We start from the raw sequence: 17,562 nt of genomic DNA, 5'->3' as shown, positions 1-17,562 counted from the left end.
CCGCCCGCCGACCGCCGGAATCCGCCGGGGACCCGCGGAGGGGCCCCGGGCTCCCGGGGGGGGCGGATCGCGCACAGCCCTACCGCACGGGCCCGCGCGAACGCCCCCCGCCCCCCTTGTCCCGAACCGTCACCGAGGTGTCCGAGGATTCGCGTATGCACATCCGCAGCAACGACCAGTTCCCGTACCGGGTCGTCCGCGAGGACGCCTGGATCCCGATGCCCGACGGTGAGCGCCTGTACGCCCGCATCTGGCGCCCCGTGACCGACGAGCCCCAGCCGGTCCTCCTGGAGTACCTGCCCTACCGGCTCAGCGACTGGACCGCCCCGCGCGACGCCCAGCGCCACCCCTGGTACGCGGGCCACGGCTACGTCTCCGTCCGCGTCGACGTGCGCGGGCACGGCAACTCCGAGGGCCTGCCGGGCGACGAGTACGACGAGACGGAGCTGGCCGACGGCGTCGCCGTCATCGACTGGCTGGCGGCACAGCCCTGGTCGGCCGGCAAGGTCGGCATGTTCGGCATCTCCTGGGGCGGGTTCAACAGCCTCCAGCTGGCGGCCCGCGCCCCCGAGGCGCTCAAGGCGATCGTCACCGTCTGCTCGGCCGACGACCGCTTCGACAACGACGTGCACTACATGGGCGGCTCCGTGCTCGCCGTCGACATGCACGCCTGGGCCTCGACGATGCTCGCCTTCGTCTCCCGTCCGCCGGACCCCGCGCAGGTCGGCGACGCCTGGCGGGACATGTGGCGGCGCCGGCTGGAGGCCGTCGACCCGTTCATCCACACCTGGCTCGGCCACCAGTCGCGGGACGCGTACTGGAAGCACGGCAGCGTCTGCGAGGACTACTCGGCGATCAAGGCCGCCGTCCTCGCCGTCGGCGGCTGGCACGACCCCTACCGGGACACCGTGCTGCGGCTGGTCGAGCACCTGCCGCGGGAGAGCGACGCCCCGGTGCGCGGGCTGATCGGCCCCTGGTCGCACCAGTACCCGGACCGCGGGCTGCCGCCCGGCCCCGCCATCGGCTTCCTCCAGGAGACCCTGCGCTGGTGGGACCGCTGGCTGAAGGACGTGGACACCGGCGTCATGGACGAGCCGCTGCTGCGCTCCTGGATCAGCGAGTCGCACCCGCCGGCCACCGTCTACCCCGAGCTGCCCGGCCGCTGGACGGGCGACGACACCTGGCCCTCACCGTCGGTGACGATGACGCCGTACGAACTGCCCGGACAGGGCCTGATGACGGTCCGTTCGCCGCAGCAGACCGGCGTCGACGCGGGCCGGTTCTTCCCGTTCGGGAACGACTCCGACCTGCCGCCGGACCAGCGCGAGGAGGACGGCCGCTCCGTCTGCTTCGACTCCGCCGTCCTGGACGGCCGGGTCGAGATCCTGGGCCGGCCGCGGGTCCGGCTGCGCCTCACCTCGCAGGTGCCGCGCGGCCAGGTCATCGCCCGCGTGTGCGATGTCGCGCCGGACGGCTCCTCCACGCTGGTCACCCGCGGCGTGCTCAACCTGCTCACCCGGCACGGCCGCGAACACCCCGTCGAGTGGGAGCCCGGCGCCACCGAGGACGTCACCTTCGAACTCAACGGCATCGGCCACGCGTTCCCGCCCGGACACCGCATCCGGCTCGCCCTCTCCTCCGCGTACTGGCCGTGGATCTGGCCGCACCCCGGCAGCGAGGAGGGCTGGGCCCTGGACCCGTCCGCCAGCAAGCTGGAGCTGCCCGTCCGCGACCCGTCCGGCGACGCCGCCCGCGCCCCGATCACCTTCGAGGAACCCGAACAGGCCGAACCGCTCGGCGTGCGCTACCCCGGCGGAGCCGAACAGCGTCCCGAACGCCTGGTCGTCCGGGACGTCGCGGCCGGCACCTGGCGCCTGGAGGTCGACCCCCGCTACGGCGGCACCCGCGTCTACCCGGACGGGCTGGAGTTCACCGAGAACGCCCTGGAGACCTACACCATCCAGGAGAACGATCCGCTCTCGGCCACCACCCGCTCCGACTGGGAGATCCGGCTGCACCGCCCCGAGCTGGGCTGGGACGCCCGCGTCACCACCCGCTCGACGATCACGACGGACGGCACCGGTTTCCTCACCACGAACGAGGTCGTCTGCCACGAGGGCGAAACCGAACTGTTCCGCCGCACCTGGGAAAACCGCATCCCCCGCACAGCCGGCTGACCCCGCCGAACCGCCCGGGGCCACGGGCCCACCCCGGCCCTCCCGGCCTCGACGGCACGCACCCGGGCGGCGGTCACCCCCGGGCCCACCCCACCCCGACGACGCCCGGCCCCGCCCCCACCTCCCCCCGCCTCCCCCTCACCTCCCCGCCCGACCCATGGGGCGGTGGGTGGGGCGACGGGAGGGCGGGCGGGCTCGCTCTTCCGGGGGAGACCGTGCGGAATCCCCGCCGCTAGGCTTGGCGGACCGACGAGACTCCGGCCCATGGGAGTACCGATGAGCGTCGAAGGCGAGTTCCCTCCGTCCGGCCAGGCCCCCCGTCGGCACCTGTGGCCCATTCCGCCCGAGGGCGGCTACACCGTCGAAGACCTCTACCGACTCCCCGACCTGCCGGCCCACACGGAGCTGATCGACGGGAGTCTCGTCTTCATGAGTCCGCAGTCGCTCTTCCACGCCATGACCGTGGACGCGCTGAACATCCGCCTCCGGGAACTGGCGCCCGCCGAGTACTGGGTCTCACGCGAGATGACCACCGTGCTGGACGAACAGAACGCGCCCGAGCCCGACCTGCTGGTCGTGCACGCCGACTCCGTCCAGGGGCTCGACCAGACGCGGTTCGAGCCCTCGGACGTCGTGCTCGCCGTCGAGGTCGTCTCCCCCAGCTCCCGCTCCCGGGACCGGGACACCAAGCCCCTCAAGTACGCGAGGGCGGGCATCCCGCACTACTGGCGTGTCGAGAAGGAGAACGACCGCCCCGTCGTCCACGTCTTCGAATTGGAGCCCAGCACCGGCGCCTACGTGGCCACCGGGATCTTCCGGGAGGAGCTGAAGGTCTCCGTTCCGTTCCCCGTCGCCGTCGACCTGACCGACATCGCCACCCCACCCCGGCGCACCTGACCCCCGCCCTTCCCCACCCCACCCCGACGACGCTCAGCCCCGCCCCCACCTCCCCCTCACCTCACCGCTCGACCCATGGGGCGGTGGGTGGGGCGACGGGCGGGCGAGGGCCGTGGCCAGGCGGTGGGAGGCGTACTGGGTGCCGACGACGAAGCGCATCACCGGGCCGTAGGTGGCGGCCGCCGACAGGCCCGTGAAGTGGAGGCCGGGCACGGAGGAGCGGTAGCCGGGGCCGAGGTGCGGAGAGGTGCCGGTGCGGGCGAGGGCGGCGCGCAGCCCGGGGCCGAGGAAGTCCAGGGCGGCGAGGTCGGGGCGGTAGCCGGTGGCGGCGATGATGTGGTCGGCCTCCAGCCCGGGCCCGTCCGAGGTGGTCAGCCGGACCCGGCCGTCGGCGACCGTCCGTGCGCCGAGCACGCGGACGCCCTGGGTGACGCCGACGCGGCCGGTGAACCGCTCCCGCAGCCACCAGGCGCCCAGCGGCCCCAGCACCCTGCGCACCAGTTCGTGCCGGACGGGGCCGGGCAGTCGGCGGAAGGCGTCGGCGTGGTATGTCATGCCGTACAGCGACCAGGCACGGCCGAACGGGGATTCGGGGCGCAGCCGGGGCTGGTGGTCCGGCGGTGCGCCGAAGCCGACGGCCCGCCGGCCGCGCGCCACCACGCGCACGGAGGCGGCGCCCGCCTCGGCCGCCAGCACGGCGGTCTCCAGCGCGGACTGGCCCGCGCCGACGACGAGCAGGTCGCGCCCCGCGAACCGGGCCGGGTCGCGGTGCTGGGAGCTGTGCGAGACGGCGGCGCCGGGCGAGGGGCCGTCCGATGCCGCGCGGGCCAGTTCCGGCGGCACATAGGCGCAGCCGGTCAGGCCGGTGGCCACCACGACGGCGCGGGCGGCGCACACTTCGCCGGAGTCGAGCTTCACCTCGAAGCCGCCGCGGGGCCGCAGGTCGACGGAGACGACCCGGTCGCGTTCCAGATCCGGCACCAGCCGGCGCTGGAACCACTCGCCGTACCGGGTGAACGTCTCGACGGGCACCACGTCCCAGTCGGATTCGTAGCGCTGTTCGCCGGCGGCCTCGCAGTAGTCGACGAGGGTGTGGCCCGGCCGGGGCGCGTCGATGGCCGAGGCCGCGGGCGTGGACTTCAGCAGCATTCCGCGGGGCATGGCGTCGCGCCAACTCGCCATCGGATCCCCGAAGGTACGGGTGGGCACGCCGCGCGCCAGCAGATGTGCGGCGGCGGACAGGCCGAACGGACCGGCGCCGATCACCACGACGGTCCCGTCCCGCTGTGTCGTCCTCACCGGGTTCCCTCCCTGTGTCCGGTTGTGTGTCCGGTCGTATGTCCGGTCGTATGTCCGGTCGCGTGTCCCGTTGTGGGTGTCCCGTTCTCGCTGCCCCGTTGTCGACGTCCCGTTGTCGACGTCCCGTTGTCGACGTCCCGTTGTCGACGCCTCGTTGTCGGCGGCCTGCTCTCCGCGCCTCGTTGTCGGCGGCCTGCTCTCCGCGCCTCGTTGCCGGTGGCCCGTCGTCGGTGGCCCGTTGTCGGTGGCCCGTCGTCGGTGTCCGGTTGGTGTGTCCCGTTGCCGGTTTGACTCCCGCTGTCGGTCCGGGCCCTGTCGCCGCCCGGTGCCGCTCGCTCGCGCTGCTCGCCGTGCCGGTCGTTGCGCTGCTCGCCCCGCTGCTCGCCGGGCCGGTCGGGCGCCGCTCGCTGTCGTCCTCGATCGCCGTGCCGGTTCGGCCCGTTGCCGACCTCGCCCGGTCGTCGTGCCGCTCGGGCGGCCGTGCGTTCGGTCCGTCGTGCCGTTCGGTCCGTCGTGCCGTTCGGTGCGTCCTGCCGTCGGGCCCGCCCGGGCCGCCGGGTCCGGTCAGCGGTGTGTCCCGCGGCTGCCGCGCCAGAGTTGCCACAGGTGGCGGGCGCCGGGGCGGGCCAGTCGGGCCAGGGCGACGGCGGCCGGGAGCGGGTCGTCGGCGGCGGCCCAGGCCAGCTCCGTGCCGCCGGTGCGGCCCGCCGGCAGGTCCCGCGGCCGGTAGTCGCGCCGGCCGCGGCCGAGGTACGCCAACCGGGCCGCCGCGTCGACGTGTTCGACGACATAGCGCCGCCCTTCGCGCTGTTCGCCGGCGGGAACGGTGCGCCCGGTCAGCTCCAGATGCTGGGCCCGGACGACATCGACGCCGGTGGTGCTCTCGAACATCCGGAACTGGGCGCCCGTCCTGGGGTTGAAGTCCAGCAGCTTGTAGCGGCCGTCGCGGCGGTCGAAGCGCCAGTCCATGTCGGCGATCCCGGCGTAGCCGATCTGCTTGACGAACTGTGCGCTCAGGTAGGCGAGTTCGGGGTTGTCCACCGTGCAGGCCGCCGCCGTCATGCCCGCGTGCGGCGGCCAGGAGCGCACCTTCACTCCGGTGAACACCGCGCGGGGTTCACCGTCGGCGCCGAAGCAGGCGTGCACGATCCAGTCCTCGGCGAACCGGGGCGGCAGATACTCCTGGAGGACGACGCCCGGCCGGTCGCCCCAGCCGCGGGCCAGCGCGAGGAGTTCCCGGGGCCCGGACACCCGGGTCGTGCCGGGGACGGCGGGCCGCGCCCGGCGCAGATACGCCTCCCGGTTCTTGGCGACGACGGGGAAGCGGGCGCGCGAGGCGAACCACTCGACCTCGGCGTAGGTCTGCGGCGCCGTGCTCACCGGGGCGGGCACCCCGTGCTCCACACACAGCTCGTACAGCGCCTGCTTGCTGGCCAGCCGGCGGGGCAGCCCCGGGTCGACGGGCGGCAGGAGGAAGTGCGGGCGCAGCTCCTCGTGGTGCTCGGCGACCAGCACGGCCGCCTCCTCGTCGGTGGGGAAGAGCACGGCCGGTCCGCGGAGCCGGCGGGCCGCCGCGAGCAGCCCGTCCACCAGCCGTTCGGCCGGCTCGCACCCGGTCGTCGGCCAGACGAACGCCTCGCGCAGATAGCGTGAACGCGCCGCCGGGGTCCATCTGTCCTCGGTGAGCGCGTACATCGGCACCCCGAGCCGGCCCAGGCTGCGGATGGCCCCCACGCCGCCGTGGTGCAGCGGATAGTTCCCGATCTTCACGACGAGCCCGGGCACCGAGGTGTCCAGACCGATGTGCAGGCCGTCGCGCACTGTGCTCACCACTTGGTCGCCCCCCAACGGGGCACGTCACGGCAGGCGCGTCCGGGCGGTCCGGCCCGTGCGCACGCCACGGTCTCCCCTCCGCGGCCCCCCTCCGTGCCCCGCACAGCACGCTACGGCCGAACCCCCGTTCCGCCAAGAGTTATCGGGACAAGACGGCATGATCACGGCCATACCTTGACCGGTGCTTTGCAGCCTTCACCACAGCAGTACGGAGCCATAACCTGAGCCGCATGAGTGACACAGCCCTCTTCGGCCCGGACAACCTTCCGTACGGCCTCTTCACCACCCCGGACCGCCCCGGCCACCGCCGCGTCGGCGTCCGGTTCGGCGACGACGTGCTCGACGCGGGCGCGGCCGCGGCCGAGTTCGGCTCCGCGCACACGGACCTGCTGCAACAGCCCACGCTCAACGCCCTGATGGCGGCCGGGCGTTCGACCTGGCAGGACGTACGGGCGCAGCTGCGCGCCTGGCTCACCGACGACGCACACCGCGAGCGGGCCGCGCGCCATCTGCACCCGCTGTCCGGGGTGACGCTGCACCTGCCGTTCGACGTCGCGGACTACGTCGACTTCTACGCGAGCGAGCACCACGCCACCAACGTCGGCCGGATCTTCCGCCCGGACGGTGACGCGCTCACCCCCAACTGGAAGCATCTGCCGATCGGTTACCACGGCCGGGCCGGGACCGTCGTCGTCTCCGGCACACCGGTCGTGCGGCCGCAGGGCCAGCGCAAGCCGCCGGGCGAGACCGCACCGCTGTTCGGCCCGTCCCGCCGGCTCGACATCGAGGCCGAGGTCGGCTTCGTCGTGGGCACCCCGAGCCCGCACGGCTCCCGCGTCGGCCTGGAGGACTTCCGCGAGCACGTGTTCGGCGTGACCCTGCTCAACGACTGGTCCGCGCGGGACATCCAGGCGTGGGAGTACGTGCCGCTCGGCCCCTTCCTCGGCAAGTCCTTCGCCACCTCCGTCTCCCCGTGGATCACGCCGCTGGACGCGCTCGACGCCGCACGCGTCGCCCCGCCGCCGCGCGATGTGCCGCCGCTGCCCTACCTCGACGACACCGTGGACGGCGCCGAGAACTGGGGCCTCGATCTGCGGCTCACCGTGCGGCTCAACGGCCACACCATCTCCGAACCCCCGTTCTCCGCCATGTACTGGACGGCGGCGCAGCAGCTCGCGCACATGACCGTGAACGGGGCCTCGCTGCGCACCGGTGACCTCTTCGCCTCCGGGACCGTCAGCGGGGACGCGCCCGAACAGCGCGGCTGTCTGCTGGAGCTGACCTGGGGCGGGAAGACGCCGCTGCAACTGCCCGACGGCGAGCGGGCGTTCCTGGAGGACGGGGACGAGGTGACGCTCGCCGCGTGGGCACCCGGCCCGGACGGTGCGCGGATCGGCCTCGGCGAGGTGACCGGCCGGGTGCACCCGGCCGTCTGACGCCTACCGTTCCTGCCTGTCCTTCCCCCATCCTTCCGGAGCTTCTTCCCGGCCCGTCCTTTCCACGGCTCCCTGGCCCGCCCGCCCCTTCCGGGGCTCCCGCGCTCCCGCCCCTTCCGGCTCCCCAGCGGGGACGGGAGGGGCGGGGCCGGCAGGGCGGGATCAGCCGGGCGCGCCCTCGCCGTCGAGCAGCCGGCCCAGTTCGCCCAGCAGGCTCTCCCCGTACGTCGCCAGCTTCTTCTCCCCGACCCCCGGCAGCTCCCCCAACTCCCCGAGAGTGCCCGGCTGCCGCACCGCGACCTCCCGCAACGTGGCGTCGTGGAAGACCACATACGCGGGCACGCCCTGCTCCCGCGCCCGCTCGGCGCGCCAGGCACGGAGCGCGTCGAAGACGGGTTGCAGCTCCTCGGGCAGATCGACCGCTGCCGCGGAGCGCCCGCCCCCACCGCCGCGGGAGCGCTGCCCACCGCCGGAGCGGGCCTGCTGCGCCGGCAGCACGTCCTTGCGCATCCGCACCTCGCGCGCCCCGCGCAGCACGTCCGCGCTGGCGTCGGTGAGGACGAGCGTGCCGTGCTCGCCCTCCACCTCCATCAGCCCCTGCGCGAGCAACTGGCGTACCACGCCGCGCCATTCGGGCTCGCCCAGCTCGGTGCCGATGCCGAAGACGGTGAGCGCGTCGTGGTCGAACTGGATCACCTTGGCCGTCTTGCGGCCGAGCAGCAGATCGACGATGTGACCCGAGCCGAACTTCTGGCCGCGCTCCCGCTTCAGCCGGACCACGGCCGAGAGGACCTTCTGCGCGGGCACCGTGGCGTCCCACGTCTCGGGCGGGGTGAGGCAGGTGTCGCAGTTGCCGCAGCGGTACCCCTCGGCACCCTGCTCCGGCTCCTGACCGAAGTACGCCAGCAGCTCGCCCCGGCGGCAGCGCACCGTCTCGCACAGCGCGAGCATCGCGTCCAGGTGGCCGCGGGCGCGGCGCTGGAACGCCTGGTCCCCCTCGCCGCTCTCGATCAACTTGCGCTGCTGGACGACGTCCTGGAGCCCGTAGGCGAGCCAGGCCGTGGACGGCAGCCCGTCACGCCCGGCGCGGCCCGTCTCCTGGTAGTACCCCTCGACGGACTTGGGCAGATCGAGGTGCGCGACGAAGCGGACGTCGGGCTTGTCGATCCCCATGCCGAAGGCGATGGTGGCCACCACGACCAGGCCGTCCTCGCGCAGGAACCGCGCCTGGTGTGCGGCGCGCGTGCCCGCGTCGAGCCCGGCGTGGTAGGGCACGGCCTCCACCCCGTTCCCCGACAGGAACTCGGCGGTACGCTCCACGCTGTTGCGGGAGAGGCAGTAGACGATGCCGGCGTCGCCCGCGTGCTCCTCCTTCACGAAGCGCAGGAGCTGCTTGCGCGGATCCCGCTTGGGCACGATCCGGTACTGGATGTTGGGCCGGTCGAAGCTGGCCACGAAGGAGCGCGCGGACGGCATGCCGAGCCGCTGGCCGATCTCGCGGTGGGTGTCGGGGGTGGCGGTGGCGGTCAGCGCGATCCGGGGGACCTCGGGCCAGCGCTCCCCGAGCACGGCCAGCTCCAGGTAGTCGGGCCGGAAGTCGTGGCCCCACTGGGAGACGCAGTGCGCCTCGTCGATCGCGAAGAGGGAGATCTTGCCGCGCTCCAGCAGCGACGCCGTGGCCTCCAGGCGGAGCCGCTCGGGGGCCAGATAGAGCAGGTCCAGCTCCCCGGCGAGGAATTCGGCCTCGACGACGCGGCGCTCCTCGAAATCCAGCGTGGAGTTGATGAAGCCGGCGCGGACACCGAGGGCCCGCAGGGCGTCGACCTGGTCCTGCATGAGGGCGATCAGCGGCGAGATCACCACGCCCGTACCCGGTCTGACCAGCGCGGGGATCTGGTAGCACAGCGACTTGCCGCCGCCCGTCGGCATCAGCACGACGGCGTCGCCACCACCGACCACATGATCGATGATCTGGCCCTGCTCGCCGCGGAACGCGTCGTATCCGAACACCCGGCGCAGCGTGTGCAGCGCCTCCGACTCCCCGGCCCCCTGGGCCCCGCCGGCACTCTCCTGAAGCATGCCGCCACCATAGGCCGCCCGGGGGACACGCGTGCGGGCCGCACGGTGCTCCCGGCCCCGGCGCAGGGCCGCCTTCCGGGCACCGGGCCGGGCCCCGCGATGCGGTGAAACGCCCGGTGGCAGGGGGCCGGGACCCGCCGTCCGGCCGCCGCCCCGCCTCGCCGGACACCCGGGGGCACGGCCACACACCGGTTCGCCTTTTCACTCGTTCCGGTGGCGGCCCCGGGCTCCGCCCACCTGGACCCGCTCACCGCCCGGCCGCCGCCGCGCCTTCCGCGTCGACCACTCCCTCCGCGTCGGCCGCGCCTGCCGTGTCAGCCGCACCCGCCGTGTCCACCGGGTCCGCCGCACCGGCCACACCGGCCGCACCGCTCGCGTCGCCTACCCCGGTTGCCTGGCCTGCCTCGGCTGCCTCGGCTGTGTCGGCTGTGTCGGCTGCGTCGGCCAGCGCCCGCACCTCGCGGGCGACGACGGGCGCGAGCGGCGCGGGCAGGTCGTGGCCGACGCCGGGGAAGGTGACCAGGCGGGAGCCGGGGACGGCGCGGGCGGTGGCCCGGGCGGCGGAGAGCCGCAGCAGCTGGTCCTGCTCCCCGTGCAGGACCAGCAGCGGCCGGCGCAGCGCCCGCAGCGGAGGGCCGTGCCACTGGGCGCCGATCTGCCGGCTCTGGGCCCGGGTGTCCCGGGGCCCGGCGTCGGCCTGTGCCCGGGCCCAGGCACGGGCCACCTCCTCGTCGAACGGATAGCCGGGCGAGGCGACCCCGCGCCGGACCGCGAGCGCGGCCTCCACCTCGCCCTCGCGGCCCTCCGGGAACCGGGCGCGGGCGAGCCGGAGCGGCAGGCCGGGCCGGAGATGGCGCAGCACCCGCAGCCCGGCGGTGTCGCTGGACAGGGCGGAGGAGGAGACCACGCCGCGCACCCGGTCCGGGTGCCGCAGGGCGATGCGCTGCGCGATCACGCCACCCAGCGAATGGCCGAAGACATACGCACGGTCCCAGCCGAGGGCGTCCAGGACGGCGACGGCGTCGTCGGTCATGTCCTCGGAGGTGTAGGACTCGCCGCGTCTGCCGAAGAGGGCCTTGAACGGGTTGCGGACGGAGGTGTCCGGCATCCGCGTCGACCCGCCCGCGTCGCGCTGGTCGTAGCGGGCCACGGCGAAGCCGGCCTCGGCGAGTGCCCGGCACAGCGCGGCCGGCCACCAGAACCGGTTCGTGCCCAGCCCCATGACGAGCAGCAGCGGTGTGCCGTGTGCCCCGTCGAGCCGGTCGTGGGCGAGGGCGACCGGGCCGTTGTGCGCGTACCGGACCGGGGTCCAGACGAGGTCGTCGGCGTACGGGTCGTTCATGGGATCACCTTCCGGCCTTTCTGCGATCGGTGTTCGCAGTACCTTTCCGTCACGGTACTGCATACGCTGTTCGCAGAAACAGGGGTACAGCACCGTCGAGGAGGTCCCCGTGCCCGACCGCACCGGTTCGCAGGACGCGTCCGCTCCCCCCGGCCGCCCGGGCCCGGCCGCCGGTTCCGCGCGGGATGCCGCGAGCATCTGGCTGCGGCCCGCGCTCTCCGGCCGGGGTCCTGCCCCGGCCTTCGACCGGGAACGGCTGGCCGACGCCGGTGTCCGGCTGGCCGACGCCGAGGGCCTCGCCGCGGTGACCATGCGGGCCGTCGCCCGCTCGCTGGGCTCGGCCCCCGCCTCGCTCTACCGCTACGTCACCACCCGCGAGGAACTGCTGGAGCTGATGATCGACCGGGCGGCCGGCGAGGTCCGCTTCGACGGGCTCGGCTCCGGGGACTGGCTCGACGATCTGCGCACACTGGCCCACCGCAGCCGGGAGGTCCAGCTGCGTCACCCGTGGCTGCCGGAGGCGACGGCGAGCGGCAGCCCGCTCGGACCGCACACGGTCGCCTACCTCGAACACGCCCTGGCCGCGCTCGCCCCGGTGCCGGTTCCGGCGCGGACGAAGCTGGAGGCCGTGGGCGTGCTCCAGTCCGTGGTCGGCTCACTGACCCGGGCCGAACGCGCACGCCGGACCGACGGAGGCACCCTCGCCCGGTGGCAGCGCGCAGACCGGGAGTTCCTCGCCAGGACCGTCGCCGCGGGCGAACACCCGCACGTGGCGGCGGCGGTGACCGCGGCGGGCGGCGGCGTCCCGCAGCACGGGGAGGGCGAGGCAGGCACAGCCGCCGGGGAGGACGGGGCCGGCACGGCGGTCGGGGCGGGCGACGAGGATCCCGCGCAGATCTTCGACCGCATCGTCACCCGGGTCCTGTCCGGGCTTCTCGGGCCGGAGGGGCGCGGCTGACCGCCGGGGGCGGGCCCGATCACCGGGCCCGGAAGGCCCCCACCGGGAAGGAGGCGGCGAGGGGCGGGCGCGGCACGCGGGCACGTGCGCACCCGCCCAGGCACGTGCGCGGCGTCCGGGCGGGTGCGCGGCCCCGGCGGATGCGCGGCGCCCCGGCTTGTGCGCGGCATCCGGTCGGCCTCACGGCGCACCCTTGACTTGAAGTTCACTTCAACTCCTAGCTTTATCGGTGTTCCGCAACGGATGCCGCCACGGCGGACCGCGCGGGGACGCCCCACGTCCGCACACCCGCGGCGAGGGCACGCACCCCTGTCGAGAGGACACCACCATGAGCACCACCGCCCCCACTCCCCTCCGGCTCGGCCTCATCGTCGGCAGCACGCGCGAGGGGCGCTTCGCGCCGGTCGTGCGGCGCTGGACGGAGCAACGGGCCGCCGTGCACCCGGAGTTCACCGTCGACGTGCTCGATCTCGCGGAGCTGGACCTGCCCGCGGCGCTGCCGGGGCACGGCAGCCCGGCACGCGACGCGCTCGGCGCGCTCAGCGAACGGCTGCACGCCGCCGACGCGTTCGTCGTCATCACCCCCGAGTACAACCACAGCTATCCGGCGGGGCTGAAGCAGGCCATCGACCTCTTCCACAGCGAGTGGCAGGCCAAGCCCGTGGGCTTCGTCAGCTACGGGGGCATGTCGGGCGGACTGCGCGCGGTGGAGCATCTGCGGCCGGTCTTCGCCGAGTTGCACGCCGTCACCGTGCGGGACTGTGTCAGCTTCCACATGCCGTGGGACCGGTTCGCCGAGGACGGCACCCACCAGGACCAGGCCGAGACGGAGGCGGCGGCGAAGGTGATGCTCGACCAGCTGGCGTGGTGGGGCGCGACGCTCCGCGCGGGCAAGGCCGCACGCCCCTACGCCGCCTGAACCCGGCCCGCGCCGCCGGTGCCGCCCGACGCCCGGCCCCCGCTTCCGGCGCACTGCTAAGTTGTCGTGACCCTGCTGGACTACCAAGGAGACGGTACGTGCGCACGGCACAGCGGATGACGGGGGCGGCGGCTGCGGTGGCGGCTGTCGCGCTGCTCGTGAGCGGCTGCGGAAGCAGCGACGACGGAGGGGACGGCAAGGACGCCGGGGCGGACAAGGCGAAGGACACACAGCGGACGGCGGACCCGACGCCCTCGGCGGACGAGGCGGGGGACGGCGGCGGGAAGGCCGGGCTGCCCGGCGTCTGGGCGGCGCAGGCGGGCGGGAAGAAGCTCGTGCTGACCGTCGTGGGGGACGCGGCCTCACTGGTGCGTGACGAGAAGGTGTGCACCGGCCGGGTGATGGACTCCGGCGGCAAGGACGGGCTCGTCCTCAAGTGCCCGGGCGGCGTGGGCGAGGACCGCACCAACGGCACGGTCGTCTCGGTGGCGGAGAAGACGCTGAAGGTCAGCTGGAACGGCGGTGCGACGGACACCTACGGCAGGGTCTCGAAGGCACCGGCGAAGCTGCCGAAGTCGCCCGGCGATCTGGGCGAGCTGCCCGATGTCCCCGACATGCCGGATGTTCCCGACGGGGCCAAGGACAAGCTGAAGGACATCACCGGCTGAGCCCCGGCACCGGGCGGAACCGGGACTGCGGGGCCGGTCCGCGGGGCCGGCTCACGGGGCCGGTCCCGCCCGGTGGCGCCGCGGCGGACCGGGCGGGACCGGCATCCCGGGGTGTCCGGCCCGCTCAGGGCTCCCGCGGGGAGAGCAGGTGCACGGACTCCTGCTCCCGCGGATCGGTACGGGCGACCACCACGGTCACCGGCTCGTCACCGGTGACCGGCATGTGCGGCATGTTGGCCGGCACGTACACCATGTCGCCGGGGCACAGCGTGTCGTGGTGGGCGAGCCCCTCGCCGTGCCAGATCTCGTGCGTTCCGTTGACGACGTAGATCGCCGACTCGTGCCCCGCGTGCAGATGCGGTTCCCCCTTGGAGTTGGCCGGGATGTGCAGCACATGCAGGCACAGACCCTTCGAGCCGACGGACTCGGCAGACACCCCCTCGGTGAATATGCCGCCCTGCTTCCCCTCGTATCCGCCCTCTTCCCGGCGGAGAATCACACAACCCATGCTCCGAATTCCTACCGTTTCTTTGCACCGGTTGTCACTGGTGCATCAAAAAGCGTCGCCGGAGGGCCAGTTGTGGCCTCCGGCGACGCGTCGGACCGGTAGGACGATGGCTGGAAAAGAACCCTTCCCCGGCCCCGCCGTCCGGGCTCAGCGGACGAACACGCCCGCGTGTCCCGCCAGTTCGAGGAAGTACTGCGGAGCGACACCGAGGACGATCGTGACGACCACACCGACGGCGATGGCGGAGCTGGTCAGCACGCTCGGCACCGCCACGCTCGGCCCGTCGGCACGCGGCTCGCTGAAGAACATCAGCACGATGACCCGCAGATAGAAGAACGCCGCGATCGCGGAGGCGATCACACCGACGACCACCAGCGCACCGGCTCCGCCCTCGGCCGCCGCCTTGAACACGGCGAACTTGCCCGCGAAGCCCGAGGTGAGCGGGATACCGGCGAACGCCAGCAGGAACACCGCGAACACCCCGGCCAGCAGCGGCGAACGGCGGCCCAGACCGGCCCACTTGGACAGATGCGTCGCCTCGCCGCCCGCGTCCCGCACCAGCGTCACCACGGAGAACGCGCCGAGTGTCACGAACGAGTAGGCGCCCAGATAGAACAGCACCGAGGAGATGCCGTCCTTCGAGGTGGCGATGGTGCCCACCAGCAGGAACCCGGCGTGCGCGATCGAGGAGTAGGCCAGCAGCCGCTTGATGTCCGTCTGGGTGATGGCCACGACGGCACCGGCCAGCATCGTCAGGATCGCCACGCCCCACATCACCGGCCGCCAGTCCCAGCGCAGGCCCGGCAGGACGACGTACAGCAGCCGCAGCAGCGCGCCGAACGCCGCGACCTTGGTGGCCGCCGCCATGAAGCCCGTCACCGGTGTCGGCGCGCCCTGGTAGACGTCCGGCGTCCACATGTGGAACGGCACGGCGCCCACCTTGAACAGCAGACCCATCACCACCAGCGCACCGCCGATCAGCAGCAGCGCGTCGTTCCCGGTCGTCTGCGCGAGCACCGGATCCGTCGTCGCGTCCGCCCCGGAGACCACGCGTGCGATGCCCGAGTAGCTGACGGTGCCCGCGTAGCCGTACAGCAGTGCCGTGCCGAACAGCAGGAAGGCGGACGAGAAGGCGCCCAGCAGGAAGTACTTGACGGCCGCCTCCTGCGACAGCAGCCGGCGGCGACGCGCCAGCGCGCACAGCAGATACAGCGGCAGCGAGAAGACCTCCAGCGCGATGAACAGCAGCAGCAGATCGTTCGCCGCGGGGAAGAGCAGCATGCCGCCGACGGCGAACAGCAGCAGCGGGAAGACCTCGGACGTCGTCCAGCCCGCCTTGACGGCCATCTGCTCGCCCTCACCGCCGGGCACCGAGGCGGGCTGCGCCGCGAAGGAGTCGACGGGCGCGCCGTGCGCACGCGGCTCCAGCCGGCGCTCCGCGAAGGTGATCACACCGACGATGCCCACCAGCAGGATCGTGCCCTGGAGGAAGAGCGCCGGGCCGTCCACGGCGAGCGCGCCCATGCCCGCGATCTGCGCCTTGGTGCTGCCGGCGCCGCTGGCCGCGAGGCCGACCACGGCGGCGAACGCCGCGGCCAGCCCCAGCAGGGCGAGGAACACCTGCGCGACATGGCGCGATCTGCGGGGCAGGAACGCCTCCAGGACCACGCCGACGGCCGCGGCACCGAGCACGATCAGCGTCGGCGACAGCTTTCCGTACTCGATGTCGGGCGCCTGAAGCTTCTGCCCGTCGGCGAGCGTCCACAGACCCGGGACGCCGCCGGCCGCAACCAGCGCGCTCACTCGTGCTCACCTCCGCTGTGCCGAGCCGGCTTGTAGTCGAACCAGCCGTGCTCGGCGACCGGTCGCTGCGGCTTCGGGTCCGTCTTCTTCACATCCGACATGGTGTGTTCCACCGCCGGGTTCACGATCTCGGTGAGCGGCTTCGGGAAGAGCCCGAGGACGACCAGCAGCGCGACCAGCGGCACCGCGACGGCCAGCTCCCGCGCCCGCAGATCCGGCATCTTCTCGATCTCCGGGCGCTTGACGGGGCCCGTCATGGTGCGCTGGTAGAGCAGCAGCACGTACAGCGCGGCCAGGATGATGCCCGCCGTCGCCACGATGCCCGCGACCGGATAGCGGCTGAACGTGCCCACCAGGACGAGGAATTCGCTGACGAACGGCGCGAGCCCCGGCAGCGAGAGCGTGGCCAGGCCGCCCACCAGGAAGGTCCCGGCCAGCACCGGCGCCACCTTCTGCACCCCGCCGAAGTCCGCGATCAGACGCGAGCCGCGGCGCGAGATGAGGAAGCCGGCGACGAGCATCAGCGCGGCCGTCGAGATGCCGTGGAAGACCATGTACAGCGTCGCGCCGCCCTGGCCCTGGCTCGTCATCGCGAAGATGCCCAGGATGATGAAGCCGAAGTGGGAGATCGACGCGTAGGCCACCAGCCGCTTGATGTCCCGCTGGCCGACCGCGAGCAGCGCCCCGTACAGGATGCTGACCAGCGCGAGCGCGATCACCACCGGCGTCGCCCAGTCGCTGGCGCCGGGGAACAGGCCCAGACAGAAGCGGAGCATCGCGAAGGTGCCCACCTTGTCGACGACCGCCGTGATGAGCACCGCCACCGGGGCCGTCGCCTCGCCCATCGCGTTGGGCAGCCAGGTGTGCACCGGCCACAGCGGCGCCTTGATCGCGAAGGCGACGAAGAAGCCGAGGAACAGCAGGCGTTCGGTGGTGGTGGCCATCGTCAGCTCGCCGGAGGAGCGCGCCTCGGCGATCTGCTGGAGCGAGAACGTCCCGGTGCCGAGCTGGTCGGCGGTGACGGCGTACAGCCCGACGACGGCGGCCAGCATGATCAGCCCGCCGGCGAGGTTGTACAGCAGGAACTTCACCGCGGCGTAGGAGCGCTGCTTGGCGCCCTCGTCCTCCCCGGCGGCGTGCGCCCGGTCCCCGAAGCCTCCGATGAGGAAGTACATCGGGATGAGCATGGCCTCGAAGAAGATGTAGAAGAGGAAGACGTCCGTGGCCGCGAAGGAGACGATCACCATCGCCTCGACGGCCAGGATCAGCGCGAAGAAGCCCTGGGTGGGGCGCCACCGGGAGGAGGGGCGCTCCTCGCCGGGGTCGGCGTCGTGCCAGCCGGCGGCGACGACGAAGGGGATGAGCAGCGCCGTCAGCGCGATCATCACCGCGCCGATGCCGTCCACCCCGAGTTCGTAGCGGACCCCGAAGTCGGCGATCCAGGCGTGCGATTCGGTCAGTTGGTAGCGCCCGCCGTCCGGGTCGAAGCGGGCCAGCACCACGGCGGCGAGCACCAGTGTGGCCAGCGAGAACAGCAGCGCCGACCACTTGGCCGCGGTGCGCCGTGCCGCCGGGACGGCCGCCGTGGCGACCGCGCCGACGGCGGGCAGCGCCGCCGTGACCGTCAGCAGAGGAAATGACAT

General features: G+C 73.5%; 13 protein-coding genes. 6 read left to right on the top strand and 7 right to left on the bottom strand.

Annotated features, from left to right (window positions below; all coding sequences use genetic code 11):
• Positions 1-155 precede the first annotated feature (155 nt).
• Together SCA03_RS05955 and SCA03_RS05950 are read left to right on the top strand one after the other, a co-directional pair.
• Positions 156-2,177 carry a CocE/NonD family hydrolase gene (locus SCA03_RS05955; protein WP_030889629.1) on the top strand — a complete coding sequence of 674 codons (2,022 nt, stop codon included), beginning with the start codon at positions 156-158 and terminating at the stop codon, positions 2,175-2,177.
• Between the two features lie 276 nt (positions 2,178-2,453).
• Complete coding sequence (locus SCA03_RS05950; protein WP_030893027.1) at positions 2,454-3,074, top strand: Uma2 family endonuclease; 621 nt, start codon at positions 2,454-2,456, stop codon at positions 3,072-3,074.
• A 33-nt stretch (positions 3,075-3,107) separates the two neighbouring features.
• On the opposite strand, the gene SCA03_RS05945 is transcribed toward SCA03_RS05950, so the two are convergent.
• Together SCA03_RS05945 and SCA03_RS05940 are read right to left on the bottom strand one after the other, a co-directional pair.
• Positions 3,108-4,373: an FAD-dependent oxidoreductase gene (locus SCA03_RS05945; protein ID WP_141275241.1), complete on the bottom strand. Its 1,266-nt coding sequence runs from the start codon at positions 4,371-4,373 to the stop codon at positions 3,108-3,110.
• A gap of 564 nt (positions 4,374-4,937) precedes the next feature.
• Positions 4,938-6,203, bottom strand: coding sequence for a carboxylate--amine ligase (locus tag SCA03_RS05940; RefSeq protein WP_230988507.1), 1,266 nt, complete (start codon positions 6,201-6,203; stop codon positions 4,938-4,940).
• Between the two features lie 233 nt (positions 6,204-6,436).
• Between SCA03_RS05940 and fahA the strand changes: the two genes are divergently transcribed.
• Positions 6,437-7,642, top strand: coding sequence for a fumarylacetoacetase (gene fahA, locus SCA03_RS05935; protein ID WP_086814744.1), 1,206 nt, complete (start codon positions 6,437-6,439; stop codon positions 7,640-7,642).
• Positions 7,643-7,804: 162 nt separating this feature from the next.
• On the opposite strand, the gene recQ is transcribed toward fahA, so the two are convergent.
• On the bottom strand, positions 7,805-9,721 hold the full coding sequence (gene recQ / locus SCA03_RS05930; protein WP_051846893.1) for a DNA helicase RecQ: 1,917 nt from the start codon (positions 9,719-9,721) through the stop codon (positions 7,805-7,807).
• A gap of 247 nt (positions 9,722-9,968) precedes the next feature.
• Positions 9,969-11,063, bottom strand: a complete 1,095-nt coding sequence (locus tag SCA03_RS05925; protein ID WP_176602526.1) for an alpha/beta fold hydrolase — start codon at positions 11,061-11,063, stop codon at positions 9,969-9,971.
• Positions 11,064-11,172: 109 nt separating this feature from the next.
• On the opposite strand from SCA03_RS05925, the gene SCA03_RS05920 reads away from it, so the two are divergent.
• From SCA03_RS05920 to SCA03_RS05910, 3 genes are all read left to right on the top strand, one after another.
• Positions 11,173-12,021 (top strand): TetR/AcrR family transcriptional regulator, encoded by an 849-nt coding sequence (locus SCA03_RS05920; RefSeq protein ID WP_158102329.1) that lies wholly within the window; start codon positions 11,173-11,175, stop codon positions 12,019-12,021.
• 328 nt (positions 12,022-12,349) lie between these two features.
• Positions 12,350-12,940 carry an NADPH-dependent FMN reductase gene (locus SCA03_RS05915; RefSeq protein ID WP_086816784.1) on the top strand — a complete coding sequence of 197 codons (591 nt, stop codon included), beginning with the start codon at positions 12,350-12,352 and terminating at the stop codon, positions 12,938-12,940.
• 98 nt (positions 12,941-13,038) lie between these two features.
• Positions 13,039-13,608, top strand: coding sequence for a hypothetical protein (locus SCA03_RS05910; RefSeq protein ID WP_030880239.1), 570 nt, complete (start codon positions 13,039-13,041; stop codon positions 13,606-13,608).
• A 124-nt stretch (positions 13,609-13,732) separates the two neighbouring features.
• Here the strand turns inward: SCA03_RS05910 and SCA03_RS05905 are convergent, their stop codons facing one another.
• From SCA03_RS05905 to SCA03_RS05895, 3 genes are all read right to left on the bottom strand, one after another.
• Positions 13,733-14,116 carry a cupin domain-containing protein gene (locus SCA03_RS05905; protein ID WP_030880240.1) on the bottom strand — a complete coding sequence of 128 codons (384 nt, stop codon included), beginning with the start codon at positions 14,114-14,116 and terminating at the stop codon, positions 13,733-13,735.
• Positions 14,117-14,263: 147 nt separating this feature from the next.
• Positions 14,264-15,910 (bottom strand): NADH-quinone oxidoreductase subunit NuoN, encoded by a 1,647-nt coding sequence (gene nuoN / locus SCA03_RS05900; protein WP_086816788.1) that lies wholly within the window; start codon positions 15,908-15,910, stop codon positions 14,264-14,266.
• A gap of 5 nt (positions 15,911-15,915) precedes the next feature.
• Entirely contained in the window at positions 15,916-17,562 is a 1,647-nt protein-coding gene (locus SCA03_RS05895; RefSeq protein ID WP_030880246.1) for an NADH-quinone oxidoreductase subunit M, read from the bottom strand.

Source organism: Streptomyces cacaoi, from assembly GCF_006539165.1.
Classification (GTDB): Bacteria; Actinomycetota; Actinomycetes; order Streptomycetales; family Streptomycetaceae; genus Streptomyces; species Streptomyces cacaoi.
This window is presented reverse-complemented; position numbering and strand designations above follow the sequence as displayed.